A 24,009-nucleotide genomic window follows, 5' to 3' on the forward strand; every position below is an offset into this window, starting at 1 on the left:
AAGGATGAAGGCTCGGTGAACTTAGATTTTTCACAAATTGTTCCATCAATTCCATTTATATTAGCAGGAATTGCAGTTACATTGAAAATTGTCGTTTTCGCGGTGCTGTTAGGGTTTGTGCTTGGAGTTATTTTAGCGTTAATGAAAATTGGCAGAATGAAGGTTTTGACATGGTTTGCCGATGCGTATACATCCGTATTTCGCGGCACGCCGCTTGTGTTGCAGCTTGTCCTTATTTATTTTGGAATACCGCAGCTTACCGGTGTTGAAATTGACGCATTTCCCGCAGCGGTCATCGCGTTCGGGCTAAACTCTGCCGCCTATGTTTCTGAAATCATCCGCGCCGGCATTTTAGCCGTTGATAAAGGGCAGCGGGAAGCGGCGCTGGCGCTTGGTGTTCCATACAAGCTAATGATGCGTGATATTATTTTGCCGCAAGCGCTGAAAAATATTTTACCGGCATTGATGAATGAATTTATTACATTGACGAAAGAATCTGCAGTCGTAACGGTAATTGGAGCAATGGATGTCATGCGGCGTGCTTACATCGTTGGCGGACAAGTGTATCGGTATATTGAGCCGCTGTTGATTGCCGGGCTTATTTACTACGTTTTAGTCATGCTTCTTACGCTGCTTGGCAAAGCGTTAGAAGGGAGATTGAGAAAAAGTGATTAAAGTAGAAGATTTGCATAAATCGTTTGGCAAATTAGAAGTATTAAAAGGAATTACAACAACGATTAAGCAAGGCGAAGTAGTGGCGGTTATTGGTCCATCTGGGTCAGGAAAATCCACGTTTTTACGCTGCTTAAACTTGTTGGAAGAACCGACAAGGGGGAGAATTTGGATCGGTGACGAGGAAATTACAGATAAAAAGACAAACATTATGAAAGTGCGCCAGCATGTCGGCATGGTGTTTCAGCATTTCCATTTGTTTCCGCATATGACCGTGCTTGAAAACGTCACGTATGCGCCGATTAAAGTAAAAGGAATGACAAAGGCCGAAGCGGAAGCGAAAGGAATTGAACTGTTGAAAAAGGTCGGATTGGAACAAAAGGCAAACGAATATCCAAGCCGGCTGTCGGGAGGCCAAAAACAGCGCGTAGCGATTGCGAGGGCGCTTGCCATGTCGCCGGATGTAATGTTGTTTGACGAACCAACGTCAGCGTTGGATCCGGAAATGGTCAAAGAAGTGCTTGAAGTCATGAAGTCGCTTGCCCATACGGGAATGACGATGGCGATTGTTACGCACGAAATGGGCTTTGCCCGCGAAGTTGCCGACCGGGTGTTGTTTTTAGACGGCGGCCAGCTCATCGAGGACGCGCCTCCGCAAGAATTTTTCACATCTCCGAAAAGCAAGCGGGCTCAAGAATTTCTTGAAAAGATGCTATAATAAAGTACAATAAAAAGATGGTCCCTTGGATCATCTTTTTTACTTTTTTAAGCAGGGGAATGAAAAAATGGTGAAGATTGGATATCGCACAGCGAAAACAGCAATAGGCACCGCGCTTTCAATTAGCATCGCTCAGCTAGTGGGATTACATAATTTTGCCTCTGCCGGCATCATTACGATTTTATGCGTTCAAGTAACGAAAAAAAGATCGTTAAAAGCCGCATGGGCTCGTTTTGTCGCATGTGTTGTCGCGATGCTGTTTTCGTATATTTTTTTCCAAGGAATAGGGTATTACCCGTTTACCGTCGGATTAATGCTGCTCTTTTTTATTCCAACAACAGTGTGGTTAAAAGTAAATGAAGGGATTGCGACAAGTTCGGTTATCATTCTCCATTTGTACGCGGCAGGGAAGTTTACGTGGGAAATTATTTGCAATGAATTGTTGCTTATTTTAATCGGCATTACTGTTGCCTTATTAATGAATATGTATATGCCAAGTGTGGAAAAGCAATTAAAGGAATACCAGCGCATTGTTGAAGATTTATTTCGCATTATTCTGAAGGAGATCGTTCGTTACTTGCGCACCAATGAAACCGATTGGGATGGAAAAGAATTGACGTTAGCAGCAGATATTTTACAAAAGGCAAAACTGCTTGCGATAAGAAATGTTGAAAATCATATGCTGCGAAGTGAAGAAGGATATTATCATTATTTTCGAATGAGAGAGAAGCAACTGGAAATTATTGAACGAGTATTGCCGCTTGTCACATCACTCACTTATACGGTGGAGCAACGCAACATTGTCGCCGATTTTATCGACAAATTAAGCGATGCCGTTCATCCGGGAAATACGGCAGACCGCTTTCTTCGTGAACTTCATTGTATGAAAAAAAGGTTTGAAACAATGCCTCTTCCAAAAACGCGAGAAGAATTTGAGGAACGAGCTGCTTTGCTGCACTTAGTGAAAGAACTTGAACAATATTTGATTATAAAAAGTCAATTTCGTGTTTCAGAAGGAAAAAAACGGGCTTCTGCTGCCATGTAACAAATATGTATGCCCACTCCCCTTTTGCCTCACACTATAACAAAAAAAACAAAGGGTGTGGGAAATATGCGCTTTATATTAACAATGATACTTATGTTATTTTCATTTTTATCCATCCCCGCTTCTGGGACGGCAGAAACAAAACCGTTTATTATTATCAATAAGGCGGTCAATCAACTCGCCTTTATTCATAACGGAAAAATTGAAGCCGTATATCCTGTCGCCACTGGTTTTAATGAGTCACTAACGCCAGAAGGATTGTTTATGGTTACTGTCAAGGCGGAAAAACCATATTATCGCAAACAAAATATCCCGGGCGGTGCGCCGAACAATCCGCTTGGAACACGGTGGGTTGGATTTAATGCTAGAGGAACGGACGGACGCATATATGGGATTCATGGAACGAATAATCCATCATCCATCGGAAAATATGTATCGAAAGGCTGTGTGCGCATGTACAATCGCGATGTCGAACAATTGTATGAAAAAATCCCGATTGGCACAAAAGTAGTGATTGTTCGCAGCAACGAATCGTTTTATGCAATTGCCAAACGGTATGGCGCACTATGACTATAAAAGGGCAAGCTCCGCAATAATGAAGCTTGCCCTTTTTGCATCTACAAAAAAGTGTTTCGCAAAGCCAAGAAGGCAACATTCACCACCCGAAGGATATGGGAGGCCTTTAGGCGAAATTGGGCCGCCTTCGCTTTTCTTACTTAAACCCACATGCTGATGCCGGTTAAAATCGTTGTAATGAGCATAGCGATCAGCATTAAATAAACGACTAATTTTTGTGTTTTTTTGCGGGACATTTCTGTTCCTCCCTTATGCAAACGTTCCTGTCTATCATTGTACCGTGATGAAAACAGGGGGACAAGGGAAAAACTTGTCCATGATTGTAAGAGAAAAAGCAGGATTTTTTGTCGAAATATCGAATATACTTAATGTTCGCAACATTCTACAGCAAAGGGGATTGGACAATGGATGTAAAAAAAGTAGACCATGTTGGAATTGCCGTTAAGTCTATCGAGAAAGCGTTGCTATTTTATGTCGATATTTTGCAGCTGAAGTTGCTTGGCATCGAGGAAGTGGAATCAGAAAAAGTAAAAGTCGCTTTTTTAAAGGCAGGAGAGACAAAAATTGAATTATTAGAGCCGACGTCGCCAGATAGTGCGATCGCTAAGTTTATCGAAAAACGAGGAGAAGGAATTCATCACGTTGCACTTGGTGTTGATCATATTCAAGAACGTATTAATGAATTAAAGGAAAAAGGAATTCGCATGATTCAAGATGCACCAAAACGCGGCGCTGGCGGGGCGCTCGTTGCGTTTATGCATCCGAAATCAACAGGAGGCGTTTTGTATGAACTTTGCGAAAAGACGGATGCGGAGGTGCAGCAATAATGGCAAATACAACAATAATGACAGACATGTATGATAAAATTAATGAGTTGTACGACCGCCGCCGCGAAATCGAATTAGGCGGCGGTGACGATAAAATTGAAAAGCAGCACGCCAAAGGAAAACTGACAGCCCGTGAGCGTATTGACTTGCTTCTTGATGAAGGAACATTTGTGGAACTGAATCCATTTATCGAGCATCGTTGTACCGATTTCGGTTTAGATGGAAAAAAAGGCCCAGGAGACGGCGTTGTGACCGGATATGGGAAAATCAACGGCCGCACCGTATTTGTCTTTTCCCAAGATTTTACCGTATTCGGCGGTGCGCTTGGAGAAATGCACGCGAAAAAAATTGCGAATATTATGGATTTAGCCGCAAAAACAGGCGCACCTGTAATTGGTCTCAACGATTCAGGCGGAGCGCGCATTCAAGAAGGGGTCTTGTCGTTAGATGGTTATGGCCATATTTTCTACCGTAACTCGATTTATTCCGGTGTCATTCCGCAAATTTCTGTAATCATGGGGCCTTGTGCGGGTGGTGCCGTATATTCACCGGCGATCACCGATTTTGTCTTTATGGTGGAAAAAACGAGCCAAATGTTTATTACAGGACCGAAAGTGATCGAAGCGGTGACAGGGGAAAAAATTAGCGCCGAAGATTTAGGCGGCGCCCGCGTCCACAACACGATCAGCGGTAACGCTCACTTTTCCGGTGCAACCGAGGAAGAAGTGCTTAATAAAGTGCGGCAGCTGTTAAGTTATTTGCCGCAAAACAATCAAGAAAAACCGCCGTTTGGCCCGATTCCAAACGGAGACGATTATCGGCCTGATTTAGCGGATGTTGTGCCGATTGACGCAGTCCGTCCGTATGATGTGCGCAACGTCATTTTGCAGGTCGTTGATGAAGGTTCGTTTATGGAAGTACAAAAAGATTTTGCTAAAAATATTGTCATCGGTTTTGCTCGCATTAAAGGCGAAGTCGTCGGGCTTGTGTGCAATCAGCCGAAATTTATGGCTGGCGGTCTTGATATTGATTCATCGGATAAAGCGGCGCGATTTATCCGCTTCTGTGACTCATTTAACATCCCGATTATTACATTTGAAGATGTCACTGGCTTTTTCCCGGGTGTCAAGCAGGAACATGGAGGCATCATTCGCCACGGAGCGAAAATTTTGTATGCATATTCCGAGGCGACCGTCCCGAAAATTACCGTCATTTTGCGGAAAGCATACGGCGGCGCGTATGTGGCGCTCAACAGCAAGTCGATTGGCGCCGATGTCGTTTACGCGTGGCCGAATGCGGAAATCGCCGTCATGGGTCCGCAAGGAGCGGCGAATATCATTTTTGCAAGCGAAATCGAAAACAGCCCAAATCCGGAAGAGACGCGGGCGCAAAAGATCGAAGAATATCGCAGTAAATTTGCCAACCCATACGTTGCGGCGAAATACGGCATGGTCGATGATGTCATCGATCCGCGTGATACGAGAATCAAACTCATCCAAGCGCTCGAAATGCTTCGGAATAAACACGAGGAACGTCCGAAGAAAAAACATGGAAATATTCCGTTGTAAAACAATCAAACCCGCTGCCACGATCATCTGTGGCGGCGGGTTTGATTGATTCGAATCGTTTTTTATTTTTCAAAAATAGAAAGAGTTACCGCTAACTATTGGCATATTTATGCCGCGAACATTAAAGTGCGTTCCATCTTTCTAGAACGTGATTTGACGGGAATTATATCTGCCATGGCTGCTTTCGGACTGTCAAGAGGCAGCGACATCGATTCGCGGAAACCGGGCTTTTTTTATTCTTCAAAAACAATTTTTCGCAATCGTTGGTTAAATCGGGTATACTTTTAAATGAGTACATAAGTAGGAGGAAGAACGAACATGATCAATCAGCAACGTTTAGTCGACGAATTTTTGGAACTCGTGCAAATCGATTCGGAGACAAAGCATGAAGGAGAAATCGCCAAAGTATTAAAGCAAAAATTTGAAGCGCTTGGACTGCATGTCATTGAAGATGATGCAGCGGCGAAAACCGGACATGGCGCTGGAAACTTAATTTGTACGTTAGAAGCGACAAAAGAAGGGGTAGACCCGATTTATTTTACGTCCCATATGGATACCGTTGTTCCTGGAAAAGGAGTGAAGCCGTCCATCCAAGATGGATATGTCGTGACCGATGGAACGACGATTTTAGGAGCGGACGATAAAGCGGGATTGGCGGCGATGTTCGAGGCGATTCGCGTCTTAAAAGAGCAAAACATTCCGCATGGCACGATTCAATTTATCATTACGGTCGGGGAAGAATCTGGCCTTGTCGGAGCGAAAGCGCTCGATCCGTCATTGATTCAAGCAAAATTTGGCTATGCGTTAGACAGCGATGGCAAAGTCGGAAACATCGTCGTTGCCGCGCCGACACAAGCAAAATTGAAAGTCGTTGTTCACGGAAAAACGGCGCATGCCGGCGTCGCTCCTGAAAAAGGCGTATCGGCAATTACGATCGCCGCAAAAGCAATTGCTCAAATGCCTCTCGGCCGCATTGATGAAGAAACAACGGCAAACATCGGCCGTTTTGAAGGTGGAACGCAAACGAACATCGTCTGCGACCGCGTCGATATTTTAGCAGAAGCACGATCCTTAGTGCCGGAAAAGATGGAAGCCCAAGTCGCAAAAATGAAAGAGGCATTTGAAACGGTTGCCGAAGAAATGGGAGGACGCGCCGAAGTAGATGTCGAGGTGATGTATCCAGGATTTAAGTTCGGCGACGGCGACCATGTTGTGGAGGTTGCAAAACGTGCCGCGGCAAAAATCGGGCGTCCGTGCGAATTGCTTCGCAGCGGCGGCGGCAGCGACGCGAACGTCATTGCCGGTTTTGGCATTCCGACAGTGAACTTAGCAGTTGGCTACGAAGATATTCATACGACGAATGAACGCATGCCGATTGAAGAGCTTGTCAAATTAACGGAAATGGTTGTCGCAATCGTCGAAGAAGTGGCAAAATAATAACGGAGCATCCATTGTTTGGATGCTTCTTTCTATATAGAAATAGAGTAGAGCGATAGACGGTGAGGGGAGGCGGTCGAATGAAAAAATTTGTCGTTTTTCAATTGGAGCGTGAACAATATGCGATACCGGTTGAGCTTGTCATTTCCATTGAAAAAATGATGGCTCCAACAATCGTTCCGCAAATGCCAGATTATATGGTCGGAGTCGTTCGCATTCGCGGCGAGTTGGTGCCGGTGCTTGATACGCGAAAACTGTTGTACGGTCGTCCTTTTGAAGAAACGGGTAGGACGCGTCTTGTTGTCACCAAGGCCGAAGATATTTCCGTTGCGTTTATTGTCGATGAGGCGAAAGAGATTCTCGATATTCCGGAAGAAGCAGTAAAGCAAGTGAATATGCTTGCGTACGAGCAAACACCATATCTTGTCGGGATCGCCAGCTTGCCGGAGCGGTTGATTACATTAATTGACCCAAACCGATTATTTGCCCATTTGGAAGGGACGAAAGCGATTAAGGAGCATATTTATAGTGCGGCTTTTTCCTTAGAAACGGAGAGAGTCTAATGAATCATGATTTTCAAACCATTGTCCAATTTCTTGTAAAAAAAATAAATCCTTATGTCATCTATCTTTTCGGTTCTGAAGCGCAACAACAAGCGCGGCAAGATAGCGATATTGATCTTGCTTTTTTAAGCGAACGAACATTAAGCCATTACGAACGGTTTATGGTTGCCGGGGAGCTTGCGGCAATCTTGAATTATGACGTTGACTTAGTTGATTTGAAAGAAGCAACGACCGTTTTTCAAGCGCAAGTTGTTGGGAAGGGGAAAGTGCTGTATTGTGCCGATGATGATAAAAAAGCACAATTTGAGATGAAAGTGTTCAAGGAATATGCGAAATTAAACGAAGAGCGGGCAGAAATTCTCGAGCGGATTCGCAAAAGGGGAGCGGTGTATGAATAATGATGTCATCCTCAACAAAATTAGCGTTATTGAGCGCTGCATCAAAAGAATAAACGAAGAATATGATAACAATCCGAAAAATTTACAAAACTATACAAAACAAGACTCCATTATTTTGAATATACAACGGGCATGTGAGGCAAGCATCGATATCGCTATGCATATTGTGGCAGAAAAAAAATTAGGCATTCCACAAACAAGCCGTGACGCGTTCGAATTGCTTTACAAAAATCATATCATTACTGAATCGGTTATGAAGAAAATGAAAGCAATGGTCGGTTTTCGCAATATTGCGGTCCATGATTATCAGGAAATTAATTTGCAGATCGTTCAAATGATTGTCGAAAAACATCTCGATGACTTTCGTGAATATGCGAAGCAAGTGTTGGTGCAAGAAAACAAGGAATCATGAGGAGTGGCTGCTTGATGCAGCCTTTTTATTTTTAGGTTTTCGCCTATACCTTTTTGCATTCCGCACATATCCTAGAACTAGAAAAGGAAGAAATGAACTTCATTCTATTATCAAGGAGGGAATTTTAAATGGACGACAGACAATTTGAAATGTATCCGGATGGTGGATACTATCCACATCATTATTACCCGTATCATTATCATCATTATCCGTATTATCCTTATCACTATCCGTATTACCATTATCACCATCATCACTTCCCGCATCATCCATACGGCCATCACTATGGCATATATTAAGATAATCTTACAGAGTCCTGAAACCAGGACTTCTTTTTTTCAGAAACATTATGTCCGCGGAAAGCTGTTCTAAATGTAATTGAAAAACTTGATATGGTAAAATGAACTGTGGTATGTTCTTTCATGAACAAAATAAAAAGTTTATAGAAAGGAACGTTTGACGATGGCAAAACAACAAATTGGCGTCATTGGATTAGCAGTAATGGGAAAAAACCTTGCGCTAAATATTGAAAGCAAGGGATATTCAGTTGCCGTGTATAATCGTTCCCGTGAAAAGACGGACGAATTTTTAAAGGAAGCGCAAGGAAAAAATATTGTTGGTACATACAGCATTGAAGAATTTGTCAATGCACTTGAAAAACCGCGGAAAATTTTGTTAATGGTGAAAGCAGGTGCGCCGACGGACGCAACCATTGAACAATTAAAACCATATCTAGAAAAAGGTGATATTTTAATCGATGGCGGCAATACGTATTTCAAAGATACACAGCGCCGCAACAAAGAATTAGCTGAACTTGGCATTCACTTTATCGGCACGGGTGTTTCGGGCGGCGAAGAAGGCGCGTTAAAAGGTCCATCCATCATGCCTGGTGGCCAAAAAGAAGCGCATGAACTTGTTCGTCCGATTTTCGAAGCGATTGCGGCGAAAGTAGATGGCGAGCCGTGCACGACGTACATCGGTCCGGACGGTGCGGGACATTATGTGAAAATGGTTCATAACGGCATTGAATACGGCGATATGCAGCTCATTGCCGAAGCGTACTTCTTGTTAAAGCATGTGCTCGGCTTAAACGCCCAAGAGCTGCATGAAGTGTTTGCCGAGTGGAATAAAGGTGAATTAAATAGCTATTTAATCGAAATTACGGCAGATATTTTTACAAAGATCGATGAGGAAACGGGCAAGCCGCTTGTCGATGTTATTTTAGATAAAGCCGGTCAAAAAGGAACGGGAAAATGGACAAGCCAAAATGCGCTTGACCTAGGAGTGCCGCTTCCAATCATCACGGAATCAGTGTTTGCCCGCTTTATTTCGGCGATGAAAGACGAACGGGTGAAAGCGAGCAAACTTCTTTCTGGTCCTGCGGTCAAACCGTTTGAAGGCGATCGTGCCCGCTTTATCGAAGCGGTGCGCCGTGCGCTGTACATGAGCAAAATTTGTTCGTATGCCCAAGGTTTTGCGCAAATGAAAGCGGCGTCTGATGAATATAACTGGAATTTGCAGTACGGCAATATTGCGATGATTTTCCGCGGCGGCTGCATCATTCGCGCGCAATTTTTGCAAAAAATTAAAGACGCATACGATCGCGATCCACAGTTGCCAAACTTATTGTTAGACCCGTATTTCAAAGACATTGTGGAAAATTATCAAGAAGCGTTGCGTGAAATCATTGCAATCGCTGTTATGCGTGGCATTCCAGTTCCGGCATTCTCAAGCGCGTTAGCATATTATGACAGCTACCGGATGGAAACATTGCCGGCGAACTTAATTCAAGCACAGCGCGACTACTTTGGCGCGCACACATATGAACGTGTAGACAAAGAAGGAGTTTTCCATACAGAGTGGTTGAAGAAGTAAAAAAATTCCCCTTATTGCCTCGCAATAAGGGGAATTTTTTTATTGCATGTTTTCAAATAAAATAACACGCGCCGGCGCGGCGTCCGTGCCGACAAGTTTAAGCGGTGCTGCGACCATAAAGTATGAGCCTTCTGGAACGTCTTTTAACCGCAGCCCTTCGATCACGATCACACCTGCGGAAAATAACGTTTTATGCGTCGGATGCCCCGGCTGGCTTCGTTCAATGCCTAGGGCGTCGATGCCAACGCCACGAACTTTTTTATCGGCAAGATATCGGGCCGCATCTTCAGCAACATAAATAAATTCAAAATTAAAGGCATCTTCTAGCGAGTTTTTCGTTTTAAACAATACAAAATCATTTTCATGAATATCTAATGAAGCGATATCCTCTTTCGAAATTTTATCGCTCACATGCGTAAGATCGAATAGTTTGCATGTGCCAACGAGGCGGTCGAGAGAAATCGTTTCAAACGTTTCGCCGCCTTTGACCATATGAAGCGGCGCATCGATATGGGTTCCGGTATGTACATCCATGTCAATACGGGATTCCGTGACGTAATCATTTGTCACGCTCGTTAGTTTCGGTTGTTTTTCCGGTTTATTTTTATAGACAGGCATTCCTTCAAAAATTGGTGCGGTCACGTCATAAAATTTCATCGTTTCATTAGCTCCCTTCGTTATTGTTTAGGGTGGTAAATCGGCCACCAATGGAACCCATCTTTTTGCAACAATTCATCTGAAGCTTTCGGTCCCATCGATCCGGCTTCATAGTTTGGAAAATCGATAGCTTTTGTATTTTCCCATACTTCGGAAATAGGGTCGACAAATTGCCATGAAGCAGCTACTTCATCCCAATGCGTAAAGTTTGTTGCATCGCCGCGCATGCAGTCATATAACAATTTTTCATACGCTTCTGGCGTGTTAATGCCATCGATGCAGTTGTTGCAGTAGTCTAATTTAATTGGTGTTGTTTTCATATATTCGCCGCTTTTTTTACCGTTTAAATGAAGGGTGATGCCTTCATCCGGCTGTATATGAATAATCAATAAGTTTGGCTGGATTTTTTCATTTGTCCGATAATACAAGTTCATTGGCACATCTTTAAATTGGACAACAATTTTCGTTGATTTTTCTGTCATGCGTTTACCTGTGCGAATATAAAACGGCACGCCGGCCCAACGGAAATTATCGATCATCAACTTTCCGGCTACAAACGTTTCTGTATTGGAGTTTGGATCGACGTTATTTTCCTCACGGTAGCTGATGACTTCTTTTCCGTTGACGATTCCTCTGCCGTATTGCCCTCGTACAAAGTATTGGTCTACTTCCTCGTGAGAAATTGGCCGTAGCGCGCGAAGCACTTTTATTTTTTCGTTGCGGATGTCATCGGTTGTCAGTTTAATCGGCGGTTCCATCGCCAAGAGCGCGACCATTTGCAACATGTGATTTTGCACCATATCCCGAAGCGCTCCGGAATGGTCGTAATAGCGTCCGCGGTCCTCGACACCAAGCGTTTCGCTTGACGTAATTTGAATGTTAGAAATAAATCGGTTGTTCCAAAGCGGCTCAAAAATCGCGTTCGAAAAACGGATTACTTCGATGTTTTGCACCATTTCCTTGCCAAGATAGTGGTCGATACGGTAAATTTCATTTTCTGAAAACGATTGACGAATTTCTTCATTTAGTTGTTGCGCGCTTTGAAGGTCATGGCCGAACGGTTTTTCAATGACGAGCCGCTTCCAGCCGTTTGTCGCGGTAAGACCTTCCGATTTTAAGCGGGACGTAATCGTGCCAAAAAATTCTGGCGCCATCGCTAAATAAAAAATGCGGTTTCCATCAACATGATATATTTCATCTAATTGTTGAAGCAATGACTTTAATTGCTGGTAAGAAGCCGTATCGGTTACATCGAATGGATGATAATAAAAATGAGATACGAAGCGCTGATCGCTTAATTCTTGATTAAGCGCATTTTCCACTGATTGACGGACATAATTGCGAAATTCATCATTGGATAGCGGTCGTCGTGCGACACCGACAACGGCAAATTCTTCGGACAGTTTTCCTTTTTCATATAATCGGTAAATAGAAGGAAATAATTTGCGTTTTGCTAAGTCACCAGTTGCACCAAAAATCACAATTAATGATTTCGGATTCATGTTGTTCACGATATGTACCTCGCTTTAGCCAAATTTGTCTCTTCAAGTAATTAATTGTAGAGATTTATGGCGATGAACGCAAACATTTTATGTTTTTGTAAAAGAGTGTTGAAATAAGGCACAAAACATTGATACGCTAACAACAGACAAAAGTTGCTTTACATAAGGAGTGGGTGCGTTGGAATTATTGTTTTTAGGTACAGGAGCTGGAGTACCGGCAAAGGAAAGAAACGTATCATCGATTGCGCTGCAGCTATTAGAAGAACGCGGGGCAACGTGGTTATTTGATTGTGGAGAGGCGACACAACATCAAATTTTGCATACGTCCATTCGTCCGAGACGAATTGAAAATATTTTTATCACCCATCTTCACGGTGATCATATTTTTGGGTTGCCGGGATTGCTTGGCAGCCGCTCTTTTCAAGGCGGGGATACACCGTTAACCATATATGGCCCGAAAGGAATTCAAGCGTTTATCGAAATATCGCTTTCCATTAGTTGCACACGTTTGAAATACGACCTGCAAGTTGTCGAAATCGAGGAAGGAACGATTTTTGAGGACGAACGATTTTTAGTGATTGCCAAGCAGCTCGATCACGGCATCCCTTCCTATGGCTTTCGGGTTGTGGAAAAAGATTTGCCTGGCACACTTTTAGTAGATAAATTGAAGGCGCTCGGCATTCGTCCCGGTCCTATTTATCAACAAATTAAGCTAGGGAAAACGGTGCAGTTAGACGACGGTACGGTCATTGATGGGCGTGACTTTGTCGGTCCTCCACAAAAAGGGAGAATTGTCGCGATTCTTGGCGATACACGCTATTGCGAAGCGAGCGTGGAACTGGCGAAAGAAGCAGATGTGCTCGTTCATGAAGCAACGTTTGCGGCAGAGGATAGCGCTTTGGCGCACGATTATTTTCATTCCACCGCTGTCCAAGCGGCGGAAGTGGCGAAACTTGCTGGAGTAAAGAGACTGATTTTAACTCATATTAGTTCCCGTTATCAAGGAACGCTAAGTGAAGAACTGCTAGAGCAGGCGAGAGAGTTGTTTCCGAATACGGAGTTGGCATCCGATTTTTCTTCTTTCATCATTCCGCGAAAAAAATAAAGCTGCCGGAAAATCGGCAGCTTTAGAAACGCCATCCCCGCTCATATTGTACTGGAGCGGAAATCGCAGTTCCCAACTCTTTTGCAGCGGCGTATGGCCAATATGGGTTGCGTAACAGTTCACGGGCGAGAAATACTAAATCCGCGCGGCCGCTTCTTAAAATTTCTTCCGCTTGCAGACCGGAAGTAATGAGTCCAACTGCGCCAGTGGCAATATTCGCTTCGCGGCGAATCGTTTCCGCAAACGGAACTTGGTAGCCTGGATACACATGGATATTTGCGGGAACGACAGCTCCAGAACTTACGTCGATAAGGTCGACTCCCTGTTCTTTCATGCGTTTTGCATATGGAATATAATCTTTGACCGTCAAACCTTCCGGATGGTAATCAGAAGCGGAAATGCGCACAAAGAGCGGTCCGTCCCATACTTCTCTTACGGCATCGATAATTTCTCCTAAAAAGCGGTAGCGGTTTTCTGGTGAACCGCCATACTCGTCTTGCCGCCGGTTCGATAGCGGCGACAAAAATTCATTGATTAAATAGCCGTGGGCACCGTGAATTTCAATGATATCAAAACCAGCTTCTTTGGCGCGGCGTGCACCATTTTGGAACGCTTGGATCGTTTCTTCAATGTCTGCTTTTGTCATTTCTTTCGGAGTGCGTGTTTTTTCACTAAATGGAATTGCTGAAGGAGCGATAATTTCTCCATCTACTTCCGATTTGCGTCCGGCATGGGCAAGCTGGATGCCGATTTTAGCTCCATGCTCTTTGACGAGCGAGGCTAATTCACGCAATCCATCTACATGCTCATCGCTCCAGATTCCTAAGTCGCGTGACGAAATTCTTCCTTGAGCAGCAACGGCAGTCGCTTCAACGATAATAAGACCGACTTGGCCGACAGCACGTGTCGGATAATGAATTTTATGCCAATTTCGTACTTTTCCATCTTCTGTATCGCAAGAATACATACACATAGGAGACATAACAATCCGGTTTTTGATAGTAACCCCGCGTATCGTATACGGTGAAAAAAGCATCGTTTCCATTCTCTGTTTTTCCCCCCAAGTAGTCGTTTTCAATTGAATAATAACACGTTTACTTGGAGAAGAAAAACGATACGTACTATGCGAAGAGGATTTCACTCACAACATTTAGCGAGATGGAGCGGCAGCGCGTGGAAAAGAAGAAGAAACAAGCGCTTTTCCTAACTCTTCGGATCGCTCCGTTGCCCGTTTGATACAAGCAACAACCGCTTCCTGGTATCGGTAACGCTCCAGCACTTGAATGCCAGCTTCGGTCGTTCCGCCCGGACTAGTTACTTCTTTGCGCAAGATAGAAGGATGTTTGCTCGTTGCTTGCAACATTTGTGCCGCGCCGATAATTGTTTGCAAAATCAATTCTTTTGCGACAGTACGGTCAAGCCCGATTTCTTCCGCCGCTTTTTCCATTGCTTCCACTAAATAATAGACATAGGCAGGTCCGCTTCCGGAAAGCCCTGTAACGGCGTGCAAATCATGTTCAGGAACGACCGTGACAATGCCCACCGTCTCAAACAACGTTTTCGCAATCGCCAAATGTGTTTCAGTAGCAAAACGGCCTTGAGAGATGGCGGTGGCAGACTGACCGATCGTTGCTGACGTATTTGGCATGGCACGAATCACCGCAACGTTTTTACCAATTAGTGAAACGATGGTTTCCGTCGTAACGCCAGCCAGCACGGAAATGATCAGCTGGTGTTCGCCAATCATTGGTGCAATGGAAATGATGCCTTCCGCCGCGTCTTTCGGCTTCATCGCTAAAATGACAATATCGGCTTCTTTTACCGCTTTTTCTTTATTGGTTTCGATCCGGACTCCATACGTTTCTTTCATATATTCAAGCCGCTTTTGATTACAACGGTTTGTCATAATAATTTGTTCAGGCTGGTACAATGTTTTTGTCATTCCGGAAACAAGTGCTTCTGCCATCGAACCGGCACCGATAAACGTAATGGTCGTTTCTCGTTTCACGGCGATTCCTCCTTTTGATCAAATAAAAAAGACCTTGCATCCTAAAAAGGACGGAAGGTCTTTTTTCCGCGGTACCACCTTTTTTGACTCTTTTGCCGACAGACGGCCAAAAAAGAGTCCACCTCTTCACCGATAACGCCGGTTGAGCGTTTAGGTTTTCCTAACAGCTCATGGGGTAGGTTCAACCACGAAGAGGGTAATGAAACCTTCCAGCCTATGGGTTTCACTCTCTGGGTACCATTCATGGTTTACTGGCCCCACTCATTGCCCGTTTGCAATGTTTAATTTTGTTTGCAATTATGCAATGAAAACAGGTGTGTTGTCAATAGGAAAAGATAATTTTTTTTGTGAATTATTCGAAAAAAATGACAAACCGATAAAATCGGTGTAAACTGTTAAATATCATTATTGTCGATTTATTTTATAAATATATCATTAGAAAGGGATTGTCGATGATGAATGAACATATTTATCGCATCGTCGTGCCGACGCCGTTTCCGGTTGGAAATGTAAACATGTATTTGATTAAAGGAGATAGCTTGACTCTGATTGATGCCGGAGTAAAAACAGAAGAGGCGTGGCGCTCGTTTCAACAGCAGCTTCGTCAAATTGGATATACTCCTTCCGACATTGATCAAGTTGTCATTACCCATCATCATCCTGACCATGTCGGCTTGCTCGATTATTTACCAGATTCAATTCCAGTCATTGGCCATCAGAAAGCAGATCGCTGGCTTCGTCAGGACGAAACATTTTTTCAACAACATCAACGATTTTTTGAACAGTTTTTGTTAGAATGCGGCGTGGATCGTTTGTTTCTTGCCGAACTTCCAAATTTACGGGGCTCGCTCCGCTATGCATGCCATCGACCGCTTACCGCTACGGTCAAAGAAGGTGATTTGCTGCCCGGCTTGCCGCATTGGAAAGTGATTGAAACACCGGGACATGCCCAAAGCCATGTTGTGTTTTACCGCGAAACGGACGGTGCGATGATTGGCGGAGATCATTTGCTTTTACATATTTCGCCAAATCCATTGATGGAGCCGCCTTTTCCAGGAGAAACGGAGCGCCCGAAACCATTACTGCAGTATAACGCTTCATTGCTAAAAATGCGGAATTACGACATTTCTTTTGTCATGACGGGACATGGCGAGGATGTGACAGACGTATCTGCATTGATTGAAAAACGGCTCCGTAAACAACGCGAACGTGCCGAGCAAGTGCTCGATATGCTCAAGCAAAGACCGCATACGGTATTTGAAGTTTGCCAAAAGCTATTTCCTACTGTATATCAACAAGAGTTTATATTAACGATGTCTGAAACGATTGGGCAGCTCGATTACTTAGAAGAGAACGGCGCAGTGAGAAAGACAAAAGTAAATGATTATTACGTTTATGAAGCGATGGAGGGATCTATTTGCGGATAGAAGGCAAACATATCGTCATTACTGGAGCGTCAAGCGGCATCGGCGAACAGATCGCCTATGAAGCGGCACGCCAAAAGGCGCTGCCGGTGTTGCTTTCCAGAAATGAAGAAAAGTTGAAAGCGGTGGCAAGACAAATTGAACATACATATGGCATTTCGCCACGTTATTATCGGTTGGATGTGAGTGATACAGATGCGGTAGAAATGGTGTTTCAACAATTATTTCGTGATGTCCAAACGGTTGACGTATTGGTAAATAACGCAGGTTTTGGCGTGTTTCGCAATGTGGAAGACATTGATCTTGAGGAAATGAAAGCCATGTTTGCTGTCAATGTATTCGGTTTAATCGCTTGTACAAAAATAGTATATTTACATATGCAAAAAAGGCGAAGCGGCCATATTATTAATATTGCTTCACAAGCTGGAAAATTGGCAACGCCAAAATCGAGCGTATATGCTGCTACAAAACATGCGGTGCTTGGGTTTACGAACAGCTTGAGGATGGAAGCGGAACAGTACGGGATTTTTGTTACTGCTGTGAACCCAGGACCGATTCGGACGAATTTTTTCCATGTAGCCGACCAATCAGGAGAATACGTAAAAAATGTGGAACGATGGATGCTTTCGCCGGAAAAAGTAGCAAAACAGGTCGTTTCGATTATGATGACGCCGACAAGGGAAGTAAATATGCCGCGCTGGATGAATATTGGGAGTCAACTCTATCGCTTATTTCCATCCGTGGTCGAGAAAGTCGGGAAACGTGCATTCTTCAAAAAATAACACTCCTTGCTGCATAACAAGGAGTGTTATTTCGTTATATATTCATAAATGACATCATGCACAATTTCGTACATATCCATATCTTCATGGTTTGTTTTTTCTAATAAAATTTTTTCGCATAACTGTTTCCATTCTGAGTCATTAAGGGGCAGGCATTCCGTATCATGCCCATATTGAACAAAGCAGTTGCGAATAAGTTTTTTAAGCCATTTTTCGTCCAACAATGCCACTTCCTATCATTGCGATTCGGATGGAGTGGCGCGGACAACAGAGTGGAATTTGCCTTTATGGGAACCGTCGCAAAATGGCATATTGTTGGACAGCCCACATCGGCAAAGCGAAAAGGTTTGTTTGGTTACAAATTTATTTCCTTCCGCATCAATAAGCTCTACATCGCCAGTAATGCGATAGGAGCCGTTATCGTTCACTTTAATTTGCACTTTTGGCATGATTGAATTCCTCCTTTTTATTTTGACAGCAATTTGCATATGTAGGTACAATAGGAGCAGAAACAAGAAGAAAAGGAGCATCGTGTAGCGTGAATATTACATTTACAGATAAAGCGACCAAACAGCTCACTCCTATTTTAGCGCAAACAGGGCGAATGTTGAAGCTAAAATATGACACAGATGGATGCGGATGCCTCGTTGACGGTGTCATTGCCTTATGGCTCGTTGATGAGGCGGATGAGGACGATATCGCTGTCGAGACGAATTTCGTTCCTGTTCTTGTGGAAAAGTCCCGTCTCATCTTCTATGATGATGTGATGACGATCGACGTTGTCGAAGGGACGAGCAGTTTTTTGCTGAAAAGCCCTGGACAAATTTTAAATCCACGCATGCCGCTTATAGAAGTGAGTGAGCGGCATGAAAGATAAGCTGAAACAAATCGCCAATGTAGCGAAGCAAAAAACATGGGTATCATTTTTGCATGAAAATGACCCGTACAGTTTGCTGCATTGGTCGATTGCCGGCGTCTATCATGAGCCAAAAGACGTCTGGCTTTTGCAAAATGAAATGACTTTTGAGACAAAAGAATTTGCCACACTAGATGAAGCAATAGCGTGGATGGATGAGCATATGCCTAATATCACGGAAATTTTATAAAAAGAGGGTGCCCCAAAAGGATCACTTTTGGGACACCCTCTTTTTTATGCATATTTTTATAACCTCTAGATATATAAGCTGGCTTTATACTAATTACCTTGCATTTGTACTTTTTATAAACTCCTATACTCCTTAAAAAGGGGGGTCTAAAGCTATATTTTCCTTAACTTGACAAAAACCTATTTTGATTAAATAATTATATATGAACATATGCTCATATTTAGTTTTTATAAGAGAGGTTATGTATGATGAACAAAAATAAACATTCTTTTTTGTCTTCTGAAGCTGTTGAAAGTGTATCACTCATTTTTAAAGCGTTGGCTGACCCAACACGAATCAAGATACTTTACTTATTGTCGCAAGAAGAATGTTCGGTAAACCATATTGCTGAAGTATTGGAAATGTCTCAATCGGCAATTTCCCATCAATTAAGCATGTTGAGAAATCTACGATTAGTGAAATATCGCCGTGAGGGAAAAACATTGCTTTATTCTTGTGATGACGAACACGTAATTTCTTTATTAATGCAAGCCATTCACCATTCTGAACATAAGGGGGCGTTTGATGATGCATAGTCATCACCACCATCATTCTCACGACCGCCACGATCACCACGACCTGGGCAGAGAAGGCAATAAAAAAGGGCTTACGATTGCGCTTCTCATTACCGCTGGAATTATGTTATTGGAGTTCTTTGGGGGGTTAATTACCCATAGTCTAGCTTTACTATCTGATTCTGGCCATATGCTTAGTGATGCCAGCTCATTGGTTCTTAGCTTAGTGGCTATTTGGTTTGCGACCAAGCCGGCATCGCCCAGTAAAACTTATGGATTTTACCGCTTTGAAATATTGGCAGCTCTTTTTAATGGAGTTACCTTGTTTGTAATCGCTGGATTTATTATTTGGGAAGCAATTGAACGATTTTACAATCCTCCAACAGTTGCTAGCGGCTCTATGATGCTGATTGCATTCGTTGGTCTTTTTGCCAATCTTTTAAGTGCTTGGGTGTTAATGAGAAAAGGGGATGTGAAAAATAATGTCAATCTTCGTAGCGCCTATCTTCACGTTATCGGTGATGCTTTAGGTTCTGTCGGGGCCATTGTCGCGGGATTCGTAATGTGGCTCTTTGATTGGTATATGGCAGACCCCATTATTTCAGTATTGGTTGCTTTGTTAATTTTGAAGGGCGCTTGTGGAGTGATTAAGCATACGGTTCACATTTTGATGGAAGGAACGCCAATTACCATTGACCAAAATGAAGTAAAAAAAGCCTTAGAAAGTATTGAAGGAGTGATTGATGTTCACGACCTTCATATTTGGACGATTACATCAGGCCTGGATTCATTAAGCTGCCATATGCTCATTGAAGATGATCAAGACAGCCAAAAGGTTTTACAAGATGCTATTCATATTATTGAAGAAAAATTTAAGATCCTGCATACAACCATTCAAATTGAAACTTCTAAAATCCATCACGGGGAAATGAAGGTCTAACCCCTTTCGGAGCTGGTTGAAATGCAACACAATGTCGATGTTCTTGTTATTGGTGCGGGCCAAGCAGGGTTAGCGATGGGATATTATTTGAAACAAAAGAATATATTGTTTGCCATTGTTGGCAAGGAAGATCGAATCGGAGATGTTTGGAGAAATCGTTATGATTCCTTAGTTCTTTTTACTCCTCGTTGGTTTAGTTCCTTGCCAGGAATGGCTTTAATGGGCGACCAGAACGGATATCCAACCAAGGACGAAATTGCCGATTATTTAGAGGATTATGCTCAGAAATATGAGTTGCCTGTTCATCTGAACACAGAAGTCCAAAGAGGGGTAACTTCTGTGAAAGGATTGTATTTCTTAGGATTACCATGGCAGTATCGAAGAGGATCCGCTCTTATTGGAGGAGTGGGTGATGATGCGGAGTATTTGATAAATGATATTTTAAAAATTAAATAAATGCTCTTTTTCTGCTTGTCCTTCGCTTTTCTTATTGTCTAGCTTCGACGGCTAGCCTTCTTCTGCCAAATAACCTTCTCCCTCAGGGTGCAAGCACCCTGAGGGAGAAGAACATTTGCCCTTCGCGGTTAAGCAGCTCGCCTTCGCTTTTCTTTATTGCTGAGCGTTTTGGCGTTTTGTTGGATGAATCGCTTTTTCTAATTCTTCTTTTGCGATTGTTTGTTTTACGGTATCGGCAGTTGATTTTCCTTTTTGTGAGCCGTTTTTTGCCATTTCATTTAACTCCTTTTCTTGAAAGTGTTTGTTTTTATCATGGAAGAATGAACAACGTTTTATACATTGGAGGGATAGGTGTGAACAAGAAACAAAAAAATCAAGCAGACGAATTGTTTACGCTGAAGGATCGTTTAAATGAGGAATTGTTCGCTAAGCTGAAGGAGAAAAAACGGGAATTGGAACAACAAGAACAGCGAAAAAAAGAGGAGGAAGAAGCACGGAGACGAGAGGAGCAGCGCAAACGTGAACAACAAAAAACATTTGAAGAGCTGCTGAATGAGAGCAATTTGGATTGGCGGAATTTTAAGTAAATCGTGGAGATATTCTGTTTTATGGGAGAGCGGAGAAATCCGCGTACAAAGCGTGATTTTTCTTGCGGCGAATTTTCGGACGCCAATCATGCTGTTTGCTCGCTTTCGGATGTGTATTGCGGAAAGAGAAAGTTCTCTTTCCGCATCGTTGTAAGTATCCTATCGATGCATTTCGTATACGGAAGCTTTCGTATGCTGACGGAGCCATTCATATTCTTCCTCTGTTAAGCGTGGGGCGGAAGCAGCGTTTACGTTTTCGATGAGCTGTTCAACGCTGCTCGCTCCTGGAATGACAGCGGCAACAACCGGATTATATAAACAAAACTGCAGCGCCGTTGCGGTGAACGAACGGTGTTCGGCCGTTTTCGCTTTTAACTTTGGAAGCAGCGTCTGCAGTTCCTCATATGTATAATCAAGATAGCCGTTTTTCTTGACGGAATCGCTCGCCGCCTCTAGAGGACGTTCTGTGAGCAATCCTTTCGCGACAGGTCCGCGGGCGATGACGCTGACGTTGTGTTCGCGCAAAAGCGGAAACCACTCTTCTGGTCGGCGGTCAAGCAGGCTGTATTGCATCATGACGCTGACGATATTGGAACGTTTTACATATTCACGAATAACGTTTGGGCGAATCGAGGAAATGCCGTAATAGCGGATCACCCCTTCTTGTTTTAATTCTTCGAACGCTTCAATTGTTTCGTCGATCGGGTCATCGATCGTACCGCCGTGAAGCTGATATAAGTCAATGTAATCCGTTTGCAGACGGCGCAAGCTTTCTTTTACTTCCGATTTAATGTATTTTTTGGACGGATCCCAAAACCAGCCGTCTTTTCCGTCTTCCCAGCGGTTGCCCACTTTTGTTGCGAGGATGACTTGATCGCGTTTTCCTTTGATTGCTTTTCCGACAAATTCTTCATTTAGTCCGCGGTCATAAAGGTCGGCCGTATCTAAATAGTTAATGCCGCGTTCTAACGCCTCATGAATAATGCGAATCGCTTTTTTTTCGTCAGTGCCAAGCGACATGCAGCCGAGCCCGATTTCGCTGACATATAAATCCGATAAGCCGATGCGGCGCTTTTTCATGTTAGACATCCCTTTCCTTAATGATTGTTTTTTATTCCATGAATCTCTGCACTACTATGTAAATCCATTTCGTTAAATTTCCATACTGCTTTATCCCCGTGCTTGAGCAATATTCGCTTCCCCACACTGTCATGATTCCTAGGGGATAGCCCCACCTACGAAACCGAATCCTCTGAAAAGGGGAATCGGCTCATGTACGCTCTGATTCGGCAGGAATCTGTTCTGCGCTTTGTCTTCCTACTTCCAAAATCATATCGATCAACTCCAGAGCTTCTTCAAAAGGCGCGTTTGCTTCCGAATCTTGGCATCGAGCCGAGCCATTGCTCCATCTTCAGGATGTGAAATTAAACAAAATATCTTCGATTTTGTCTTCGTGTTATAAACTGGTATTCAATAAAACAGCAACCAATGAAAGATAGCAAAAAGATTGACATATAGTTCTGAATTATAAAATAAATGACGGAATTAGAATTATAATAATCAATAAATTCTTTTGTGCCATGTTGAGACAATGTTACATAAATATTTAAAACATAAAAAACAGCCCACATAAATGATAAGCCGTAAGTTGTTAGCTGAAGAAAAAAGCTGGCCATTGTAATCAAAGCAACAATACTAAAAAACAGGGTAGTTTCTTTATCAAAAAGAACCATGCTTAATACATTTAAATGCAGCGGCTTCGACAATGCAGAAAAGAAATAGAAAGAAGTGCCTAAGTATGCAATCATTGACCAGAAACGGCTATTGTATCTTTTGCTTAAAAGTATGGCAACTGCTGTTGCTAATAACCAAAATGCATCAACAATTGATTCATTATGTTTCCATGTTCCATATGCAATTAAAGCCCCGAAAACAATTAAAAAGTAGTCAATAATGTTCATCCATCTTTCCATGATCCAGATTCACCCTTTTTTGTATGTGGTAGTAGGAGTTTAACTTCATCTCGAGTGCTTGAATAAATGTATCTAGGAAGAAGGTCATAGATTTTTTTAAAATTGTATTATAACATTATTATAAATAAATTATGCTAGTTTTTCATTTAAATACTAATACTTCCTTAATTTATAATAAGGGATGATGACTATGCAAATTGAAAGGATTTTTTACCCAGTTGAAACGTTGGGATTTGGAAAACGGATAGGTATTTGGACGATCGGCTGTCCACATGCTTGCTTAAATTGTTCGAATCCAGAACTTTGGGAAGAGAATCGTGACAAAGATTTACCAATGTCAATTATTTTTCAAATGTTACGATCCATTCATCAGCCGATTGATGGCGTGACGATTACAGGAGGTGAACCTTTCCAACAAGTTGATGAACTAGCAGAGCTTGTATCATTTATTCATGAAGAAATAACGGATGATATATTGATCTATTCAGGGTATACGCTCCGACAGTTGAAGAGCTGGAAGAATGAAAATGTGAATCGTATATTAAACACAATTTCCGTGCTTATTGATGGGAAATATATCGAAGAAAAAAATGATAACAAACCATTAAGAGGTTCAGCGAATCAAAAGGTGCATATTTTAAATGAAAAATATCGCGAAAGATACGAACTGCTTTTAAAAGGAAAAAGAAGTGTACAAACTGTGTTTTTTCACGACAACGTAATCGCTATCGGAATTCCCATGAAACACACAAAGCAAAGACTTGCTGAACAACTTTCCCATTATGGAGTTCAAATAAAGCAAAATCTTGAAAACATTTAAGATC

At 42.7% G+C, this 24,009-nt stretch carries 32 protein-coding genes, 1 pseudogene and 1 other annotated feature; of the genes and pseudogenes, 24 read left to right on the top strand and 9 right to left on the bottom strand.

The annotated features are described in order from the left end of the window. Window positions 1-15: 15 nt before the first annotated feature. The 4 genes from QSJ37_RS14820 (at window position 16) to QSJ37_RS14835 (ending at window position 3,005) form a co-directional block, all read left to right on the top strand. A complete protein-coding gene (locus QSJ37_RS14820; protein WP_015864417.1) occupies window positions 16-675 on the top strand; it encodes an amino acid ABC transporter permease in 660 nt (219 codons plus the stop codon). Next, the gene (locus QSJ37_RS14825) at window positions 668-1,390 is read left to right on the top strand and encodes an amino acid ABC transporter ATP-binding protein (RefSeq protein WP_285755884.1); all 723 of its coding nucleotides are present in this window, start codon (window positions 668-670) and stop codon (window positions 1,388-1,390) included. Before QSJ37_RS14820 ends, QSJ37_RS14825 begins: the two co-directional genes overlap by 8 nt. A 67-nt stretch (window positions 1,391-1,457) precedes the next feature. Next, window positions 1,458-2,435: an aromatic acid exporter family protein gene (locus tag QSJ37_RS14830; protein ID WP_285755885.1), complete on the top strand. Its 978-nt coding sequence runs from the start codon at window positions 1,458-1,460 to the stop codon at window positions 2,433-2,435. A 66-nt stretch (window positions 2,436-2,501) separates the two neighbouring features. Continuing rightward, window positions 2,502-3,005, top strand: a complete 504-nt coding sequence (locus tag QSJ37_RS14835; RefSeq protein ID WP_285755886.1) for a L,D-transpeptidase — start codon at window positions 2,502-2,504, stop codon at window positions 3,003-3,005. A 146-nt stretch (window positions 3,006-3,151) separates the two neighbouring features. Here the strand turns inward: QSJ37_RS14835 and prli42 are convergent, their stop codons facing one another. After that, the gene (gene prli42, locus QSJ37_RS14840; protein WP_015864413.1) at window positions 3,152-3,247 is read right to left on the bottom strand and encodes a stressosome-associated protein Prli42; all 96 of its coding nucleotides are present in this window, start codon (window positions 3,245-3,247) and stop codon (window positions 3,152-3,154) included. Window positions 3,248-3,415: 168 nt separating this feature from the next. Between prli42 and mce the strand changes: the two genes are divergently transcribed. The 9 genes from mce (at window position 3,416) to gndA (ending at window position 10,091) form a co-directional block, all read left to right on the top strand. Continuing rightward, entirely contained in the window at window positions 3,416-3,838 is a 423-nt protein-coding gene (gene mce, locus QSJ37_RS14845; RefSeq protein WP_285755888.1) for a methylmalonyl-CoA epimerase, read from the top strand. 17 nt (window positions 3,839-3,855) lie between these two features. Beyond that, window positions 3,856-5,406: an acyl-CoA carboxylase subunit beta gene (locus QSJ37_RS14850; RefSeq protein ID WP_081188266.1), complete on the top strand. Its 1,551-nt coding sequence runs from the start codon at window positions 3,856-3,858 to the stop codon at window positions 5,404-5,406. 45 nt (window positions 5,407-5,451) lie between these two features. Continuing rightward, window positions 5,452-5,694, top strand: a complete 243-nt coding sequence (locus tag QSJ37_RS14855) for a hypothetical protein (protein ID WP_285755889.1) — start codon at window positions 5,452-5,454, stop codon at window positions 5,692-5,694. 30 nt (window positions 5,695-5,724) lie between these two features. Continuing rightward, window positions 5,725-6,843 (top strand): tripeptidase T, encoded by a 1,119-nt coding sequence (locus QSJ37_RS14860; RefSeq protein WP_015864410.1) that lies wholly within the window; start codon window positions 5,725-5,727, stop codon window positions 6,841-6,843. Window positions 6,844-6,923: 80 nt separating this feature from the next. Then, window positions 6,924-7,406, top strand: a complete 483-nt coding sequence (locus QSJ37_RS14865; protein ID WP_285755891.1) for a chemotaxis protein CheW — start codon at window positions 6,924-6,926, stop codon at window positions 7,404-7,406. Then, window positions 7,406-7,804, top strand: a complete 399-nt coding sequence (gene mntA / locus QSJ37_RS14870; RefSeq protein ID WP_285755893.1) for a type VII toxin-antitoxin system MntA family adenylyltransferase antitoxin — start codon at window positions 7,406-7,408, stop codon at window positions 7,802-7,804. The genes QSJ37_RS14865 and mntA overlap by 1 nt, the downstream gene beginning before the upstream one ends. Beyond that, window positions 7,797-8,216, top strand: a complete 420-nt coding sequence (hepT, locus tag QSJ37_RS14875) for a type VII toxin-antitoxin system HepT family RNase toxin (RefSeq protein ID WP_062752844.1) — start codon at window positions 7,797-7,799, stop codon at window positions 8,214-8,216. Before mntA ends, hepT begins: the two co-directional genes overlap by 8 nt. Window positions 8,217-8,344: 128 nt before the next feature. Then, the gene (locus QSJ37_RS14880) at window positions 8,345-8,515 is read left to right on the top strand and encodes a hypothetical protein (protein WP_285755895.1); all 171 of its coding nucleotides are present in this window, start codon (window positions 8,345-8,347) and stop codon (window positions 8,513-8,515) included. A 163-nt stretch (window positions 8,516-8,678) separates the two neighbouring features. Further along, window positions 8,679-10,091 carry an NADP-dependent phosphogluconate dehydrogenase gene (gene gndA, locus QSJ37_RS14885; protein ID WP_285755897.1) on the top strand — a complete coding sequence of 471 codons (1,413 nt, stop codon included), beginning with the start codon at window positions 8,679-8,681 and terminating at the stop codon, window positions 10,089-10,091. A gap of 39 nt (window positions 10,092-10,130) precedes the next feature. On the opposite strand, the gene QSJ37_RS14890 is transcribed toward gndA, so the two are convergent. Beyond that, window positions 10,131-10,748 (bottom strand): cyclase family protein, encoded by a 618-nt coding sequence (locus QSJ37_RS14890; protein WP_015864405.1) that lies wholly within the window; start codon window positions 10,746-10,748, stop codon window positions 10,131-10,133. A 20-nt stretch (window positions 10,749-10,768) separates the two neighbouring features. Next, entirely contained in the window at window positions 10,769-12,250 is a 1,482-nt protein-coding gene (gene zwf, locus QSJ37_RS14895; protein ID WP_374719805.1) for a glucose-6-phosphate dehydrogenase, read from the bottom strand. A gap of 178 nt (window positions 12,251-12,428) precedes the next feature. On the opposite strand from zwf, the gene rnz reads away from it, so the two are divergent. Next, window positions 12,429-13,355, top strand: a complete 927-nt coding sequence (gene rnz / locus QSJ37_RS14900; protein ID WP_285755899.1) for a ribonuclease Z — start codon at window positions 12,429-12,431, stop codon at window positions 13,353-13,355. Window positions 13,356-13,377: 22 nt separating this feature from the next. Here the strand turns inward: rnz and namA are convergent, their stop codons facing one another. Next, window positions 13,378-14,400, bottom strand: coding sequence for an NADPH dehydrogenase NamA (gene namA / locus QSJ37_RS14905; protein ID WP_285755900.1), 1,023 nt, complete (start codon window positions 14,398-14,400; stop codon window positions 13,378-13,380). Window positions 14,401-14,505: 105 nt separating this feature from the next. Further along, window positions 14,506-15,363 (bottom strand): pyrroline-5-carboxylate reductase ProI, encoded by an 858-nt coding sequence (gene proI, locus QSJ37_RS14910; RefSeq protein WP_285755901.1) that lies wholly within the window; start codon window positions 15,361-15,363, stop codon window positions 14,506-14,508. Between the two features lie 43 nt (window positions 15,364-15,406). Further along, window positions 15,407-15,637, bottom strand: a binding site (T-box leader). Between the two features lie 181 nt (window positions 15,638-15,818). On the opposite strand from proI, the gene QSJ37_RS14915 reads away from it, so the two are divergent. Together QSJ37_RS14915 and QSJ37_RS14920 are read left to right on the top strand one after the other, a co-directional pair. Further along, a complete protein-coding gene (locus tag QSJ37_RS14915; protein WP_285756154.1) occupies window positions 15,819-16,790 on the top strand; it encodes an MBL fold metallo-hydrolase in 972 nt (323 codons plus the stop codon). Then, window positions 16,781-17,569 (top strand): SDR family NAD(P)-dependent oxidoreductase, encoded by a 789-nt coding sequence (locus tag QSJ37_RS14920; protein WP_483313603.1) that lies wholly within the window; start codon window positions 16,781-16,783, stop codon window positions 17,567-17,569. The genes QSJ37_RS14915 and QSJ37_RS14920 overlap by 10 nt, the downstream gene beginning before the upstream one ends. A 26-nt stretch (window positions 17,570-17,595) precedes the next feature. Here QSJ37_RS14920 and QSJ37_RS14925 read toward each other — a convergent pair whose 3' ends face one another. Both QSJ37_RS14925 and QSJ37_RS14930 read right to left on the bottom strand, forming a co-directional pair. Further along, window positions 17,596-17,799 (bottom strand): YqzH family protein, encoded by a 204-nt coding sequence (locus QSJ37_RS14925; RefSeq protein ID WP_285755903.1) that lies wholly within the window; start codon window positions 17,797-17,799, stop codon window positions 17,596-17,598. Between the two features lie 6 nt (window positions 17,800-17,805). Next, window positions 17,806-18,018: a CDGSH iron-sulfur domain-containing protein gene (locus QSJ37_RS14930; RefSeq protein ID WP_285755904.1), complete on the bottom strand. Its 213-nt coding sequence runs from the start codon at window positions 18,016-18,018 to the stop codon at window positions 17,806-17,808. An 89-nt stretch (window positions 18,019-18,107) separates the two neighbouring features. Between QSJ37_RS14930 and QSJ37_RS14935 the strand changes: the two genes are divergently transcribed. From QSJ37_RS14935 to QSJ37_RS14965, 7 genes and pseudogenes are all read left to right on the top strand, one after another. Continuing rightward, complete coding sequence (locus QSJ37_RS14935) at window positions 18,108-18,446, top strand: iron-sulfur cluster biosynthesis family protein (RefSeq protein ID WP_285755905.1); 339 nt, start codon at window positions 18,108-18,110, stop codon at window positions 18,444-18,446. Next, window positions 18,436-18,675, top strand: a complete 240-nt coding sequence (locus QSJ37_RS14940; protein WP_015864395.1) for a YqkC family protein — start codon at window positions 18,436-18,438, stop codon at window positions 18,673-18,675. Before QSJ37_RS14935 ends, QSJ37_RS14940 begins: the two co-directional genes overlap by 11 nt. A 248-nt stretch (window positions 18,676-18,923) precedes the next feature. Further along, window positions 18,924-19,250, top strand: coding sequence for an ArsR/SmtB family transcription factor (locus QSJ37_RS14945; RefSeq protein WP_285756157.1), 327 nt, complete (start codon window positions 18,924-18,926; stop codon window positions 19,248-19,250). Beyond that, window positions 19,243-20,169, top strand: coding sequence for a cation diffusion facilitator family transporter (locus QSJ37_RS14950; protein WP_285756158.1), 927 nt, complete (start codon window positions 19,243-19,245; stop codon window positions 20,167-20,169). Before QSJ37_RS14945 ends, QSJ37_RS14950 begins: the two co-directional genes overlap by 8 nt. A gap of 21 nt (window positions 20,170-20,190) precedes the next feature. Beyond that, window positions 20,191-20,490 (top strand): annotated as a pseudogene (locus QSJ37_RS14955) (NAD(P)-binding domain-containing protein); the annotation flags it as partial. Window positions 20,491-20,978: 488 nt separating this feature from the next. Next, window positions 20,979-21,212, top strand: coding sequence for a YqkE family protein (locus QSJ37_RS14960; protein WP_285755907.1), 234 nt, complete (start codon window positions 20,979-20,981; stop codon window positions 21,210-21,212). Further along, window positions 21,178-21,366: a hypothetical protein gene (locus QSJ37_RS14965; protein WP_285755908.1), complete on the top strand. Its 189-nt coding sequence runs from the start codon at window positions 21,178-21,180 to the stop codon at window positions 21,364-21,366. The genes QSJ37_RS14960 and QSJ37_RS14965 overlap by 35 nt, the downstream gene beginning before the upstream one ends. A 5-nt stretch (window positions 21,367-21,371) precedes the next feature. On the opposite strand, the gene QSJ37_RS14970 is transcribed toward QSJ37_RS14965, so the two are convergent. Then, entirely contained in the window at window positions 21,372-22,292 is a 921-nt protein-coding gene (locus QSJ37_RS14970) for an aldo/keto reductase (RefSeq protein ID WP_285755909.1), read from the bottom strand. Between the two features lie 344 nt (window positions 22,293-22,636). Beyond that, on the bottom strand, window positions 22,637-23,185 hold the full coding sequence (locus QSJ37_RS14975; protein WP_285755910.1) for a hypothetical protein: 549 nt from the start codon (window positions 23,183-23,185) through the stop codon (window positions 22,637-22,639). 226 nt (window positions 23,186-23,411) lie between these two features. Between QSJ37_RS14975 and QSJ37_RS14980 the strand changes: the two genes are divergently transcribed. Further along, on the top strand, window positions 23,412-24,005 hold the full coding sequence (locus tag QSJ37_RS14980) for a 4Fe-4S single cluster domain-containing protein (protein WP_285755911.1): 594 nt from the start codon (window positions 23,412-23,414) through the stop codon (window positions 24,003-24,005). Window positions 24,006-24,009: the final 4 nt, after the last annotated feature.

Source organism: Parageobacillus sp. G301, from assembly GCF_030268025.1.
Classification (GTDB): domain Bacteria; phylum Bacillota; class Bacilli; order Bacillales; family Anoxybacillaceae; genus Parageobacillus_B; species Parageobacillus_B toebii.

Excerpts from the sequence above, each read along its gene's own strand:
- QSJ37_RS14975 (WP_285755910.1), bottom strand. The coding sequence starts at position 23,185 with ATGGAAAGATGGATGAACATTATTGACTACTTTTTAATTGTTTTCGGG.
- QSJ37_RS14835 (WP_285755886.1), top strand. The coding sequence starts at position 2,502 with ATGCGCTTTATATTAACAATGATACTTATGTTATTTTCATTTTTATCC.
- QSJ37_RS14880 (WP_285755895.1), top strand. The coding sequence starts at position 8,345 with ATGGACGACAGACAATTTGAAATGTATCCGGATGGTGGATACTATCCA.
- QSJ37_RS14940 (WP_015864395.1), top strand. The coding sequence starts at position 18,436 with ATGAAAGATAAGCTGAAACAAATCGCCAATGTAGCGAAGCAAAAAACA.
- QSJ37_RS14970 (WP_285755909.1), bottom strand. The coding sequence starts at position 22,292 with ATGAAAAAGCGCCGCATCGGCTTATCGGATTTATATGTCAGCGAAATC.
- QSJ37_RS14915 (WP_285756154.1), top strand. The coding sequence starts at position 15,819 with ATGAATGAACATATTTATCGCATCGTCGTGCCGACGCCGTTTCCGGTT.
- QSJ37_RS14945 (WP_285756157.1), top strand. The coding sequence starts at position 18,924 with ATGAACAAAAATAAACATTCTTTTTTGTCTTCTGAAGCTGTTGAAAGT.
- mce (WP_285755888.1), top strand. The coding sequence starts at position 3,416 with ATGGATGTAAAAAAAGTAGACCATGTTGGAATTGCCGTTAAGTCTATC.
- mntA (WP_285755893.1), top strand. The coding sequence starts at position 7,406 with ATGAATCATGATTTTCAAACCATTGTCCAATTTCTTGTAAAAAAAATA.
- hepT (WP_062752844.1), top strand. The coding sequence starts at position 7,797 with ATGAATAATGATGTCATCCTCAACAAAATTAGCGTTATTGAGCGCTGC.
- QSJ37_RS14830 (WP_285755885.1), top strand. The coding sequence starts at position 1,458 with ATGGTGAAGATTGGATATCGCACAGCGAAAACAGCAATAGGCACCGCG.
- QSJ37_RS14890 (WP_015864405.1), bottom strand. The coding sequence starts at position 10,748 with ATGAAATTTTATGACGTGACCGCACCAATTTTTGAAGGAATGCCTGTC.
- QSJ37_RS14860 (WP_015864410.1), top strand. The coding sequence starts at position 5,725 with ATGATCAATCAGCAACGTTTAGTCGACGAATTTTTGGAACTCGTGCAA.
- gndA (WP_285755897.1), top strand. The coding sequence starts at position 8,679 with ATGGCAAAACAACAAATTGGCGTCATTGGATTAGCAGTAATGGGAAAA.
- QSJ37_RS14850 (WP_081188266.1), top strand. The coding sequence starts at position 3,856 with ATGACAGACATGTATGATAAAATTAATGAGTTGTACGACCGCCGCCGC.
- QSJ37_RS14930 (WP_285755904.1), bottom strand. The coding sequence starts at position 18,018 with ATGCCAAAAGTGCAAATTAAAGTGAACGATAACGGCTCCTATCGCATT.
- QSJ37_RS14950 (WP_285756158.1), top strand. The coding sequence starts at position 19,243 with ATGCATAGTCATCACCACCATCATTCTCACGACCGCCACGATCACCAC.
- QSJ37_RS14965 (WP_285755908.1), top strand. The coding sequence starts at position 21,178 with ATGAGAGCAATTTGGATTGGCGGAATTTTAAGTAAATCGTGGAGATAT.
- QSJ37_RS14865 (WP_285755891.1), top strand. The coding sequence starts at position 6,924 with ATGAAAAAATTTGTCGTTTTTCAATTGGAGCGTGAACAATATGCGATA.
- namA (WP_285755900.1), bottom strand. The coding sequence starts at position 14,400 with ATGGAAACGATGCTTTTTTCACCGTATACGATACGCGGGGTTACTATC.
- prli42 (WP_015864413.1), bottom strand. The coding sequence starts at position 3,247 with ATGTCCCGCAAAAAAACACAAAAATTAGTCGTTTATTTAATGCTGATC.
- zwf (WP_374719805.1), bottom strand. The coding sequence starts at position 12,250 with ATGAATCCGAAATCATTAATTGTGATTTTTGGTGCAACTGGTGACTTA.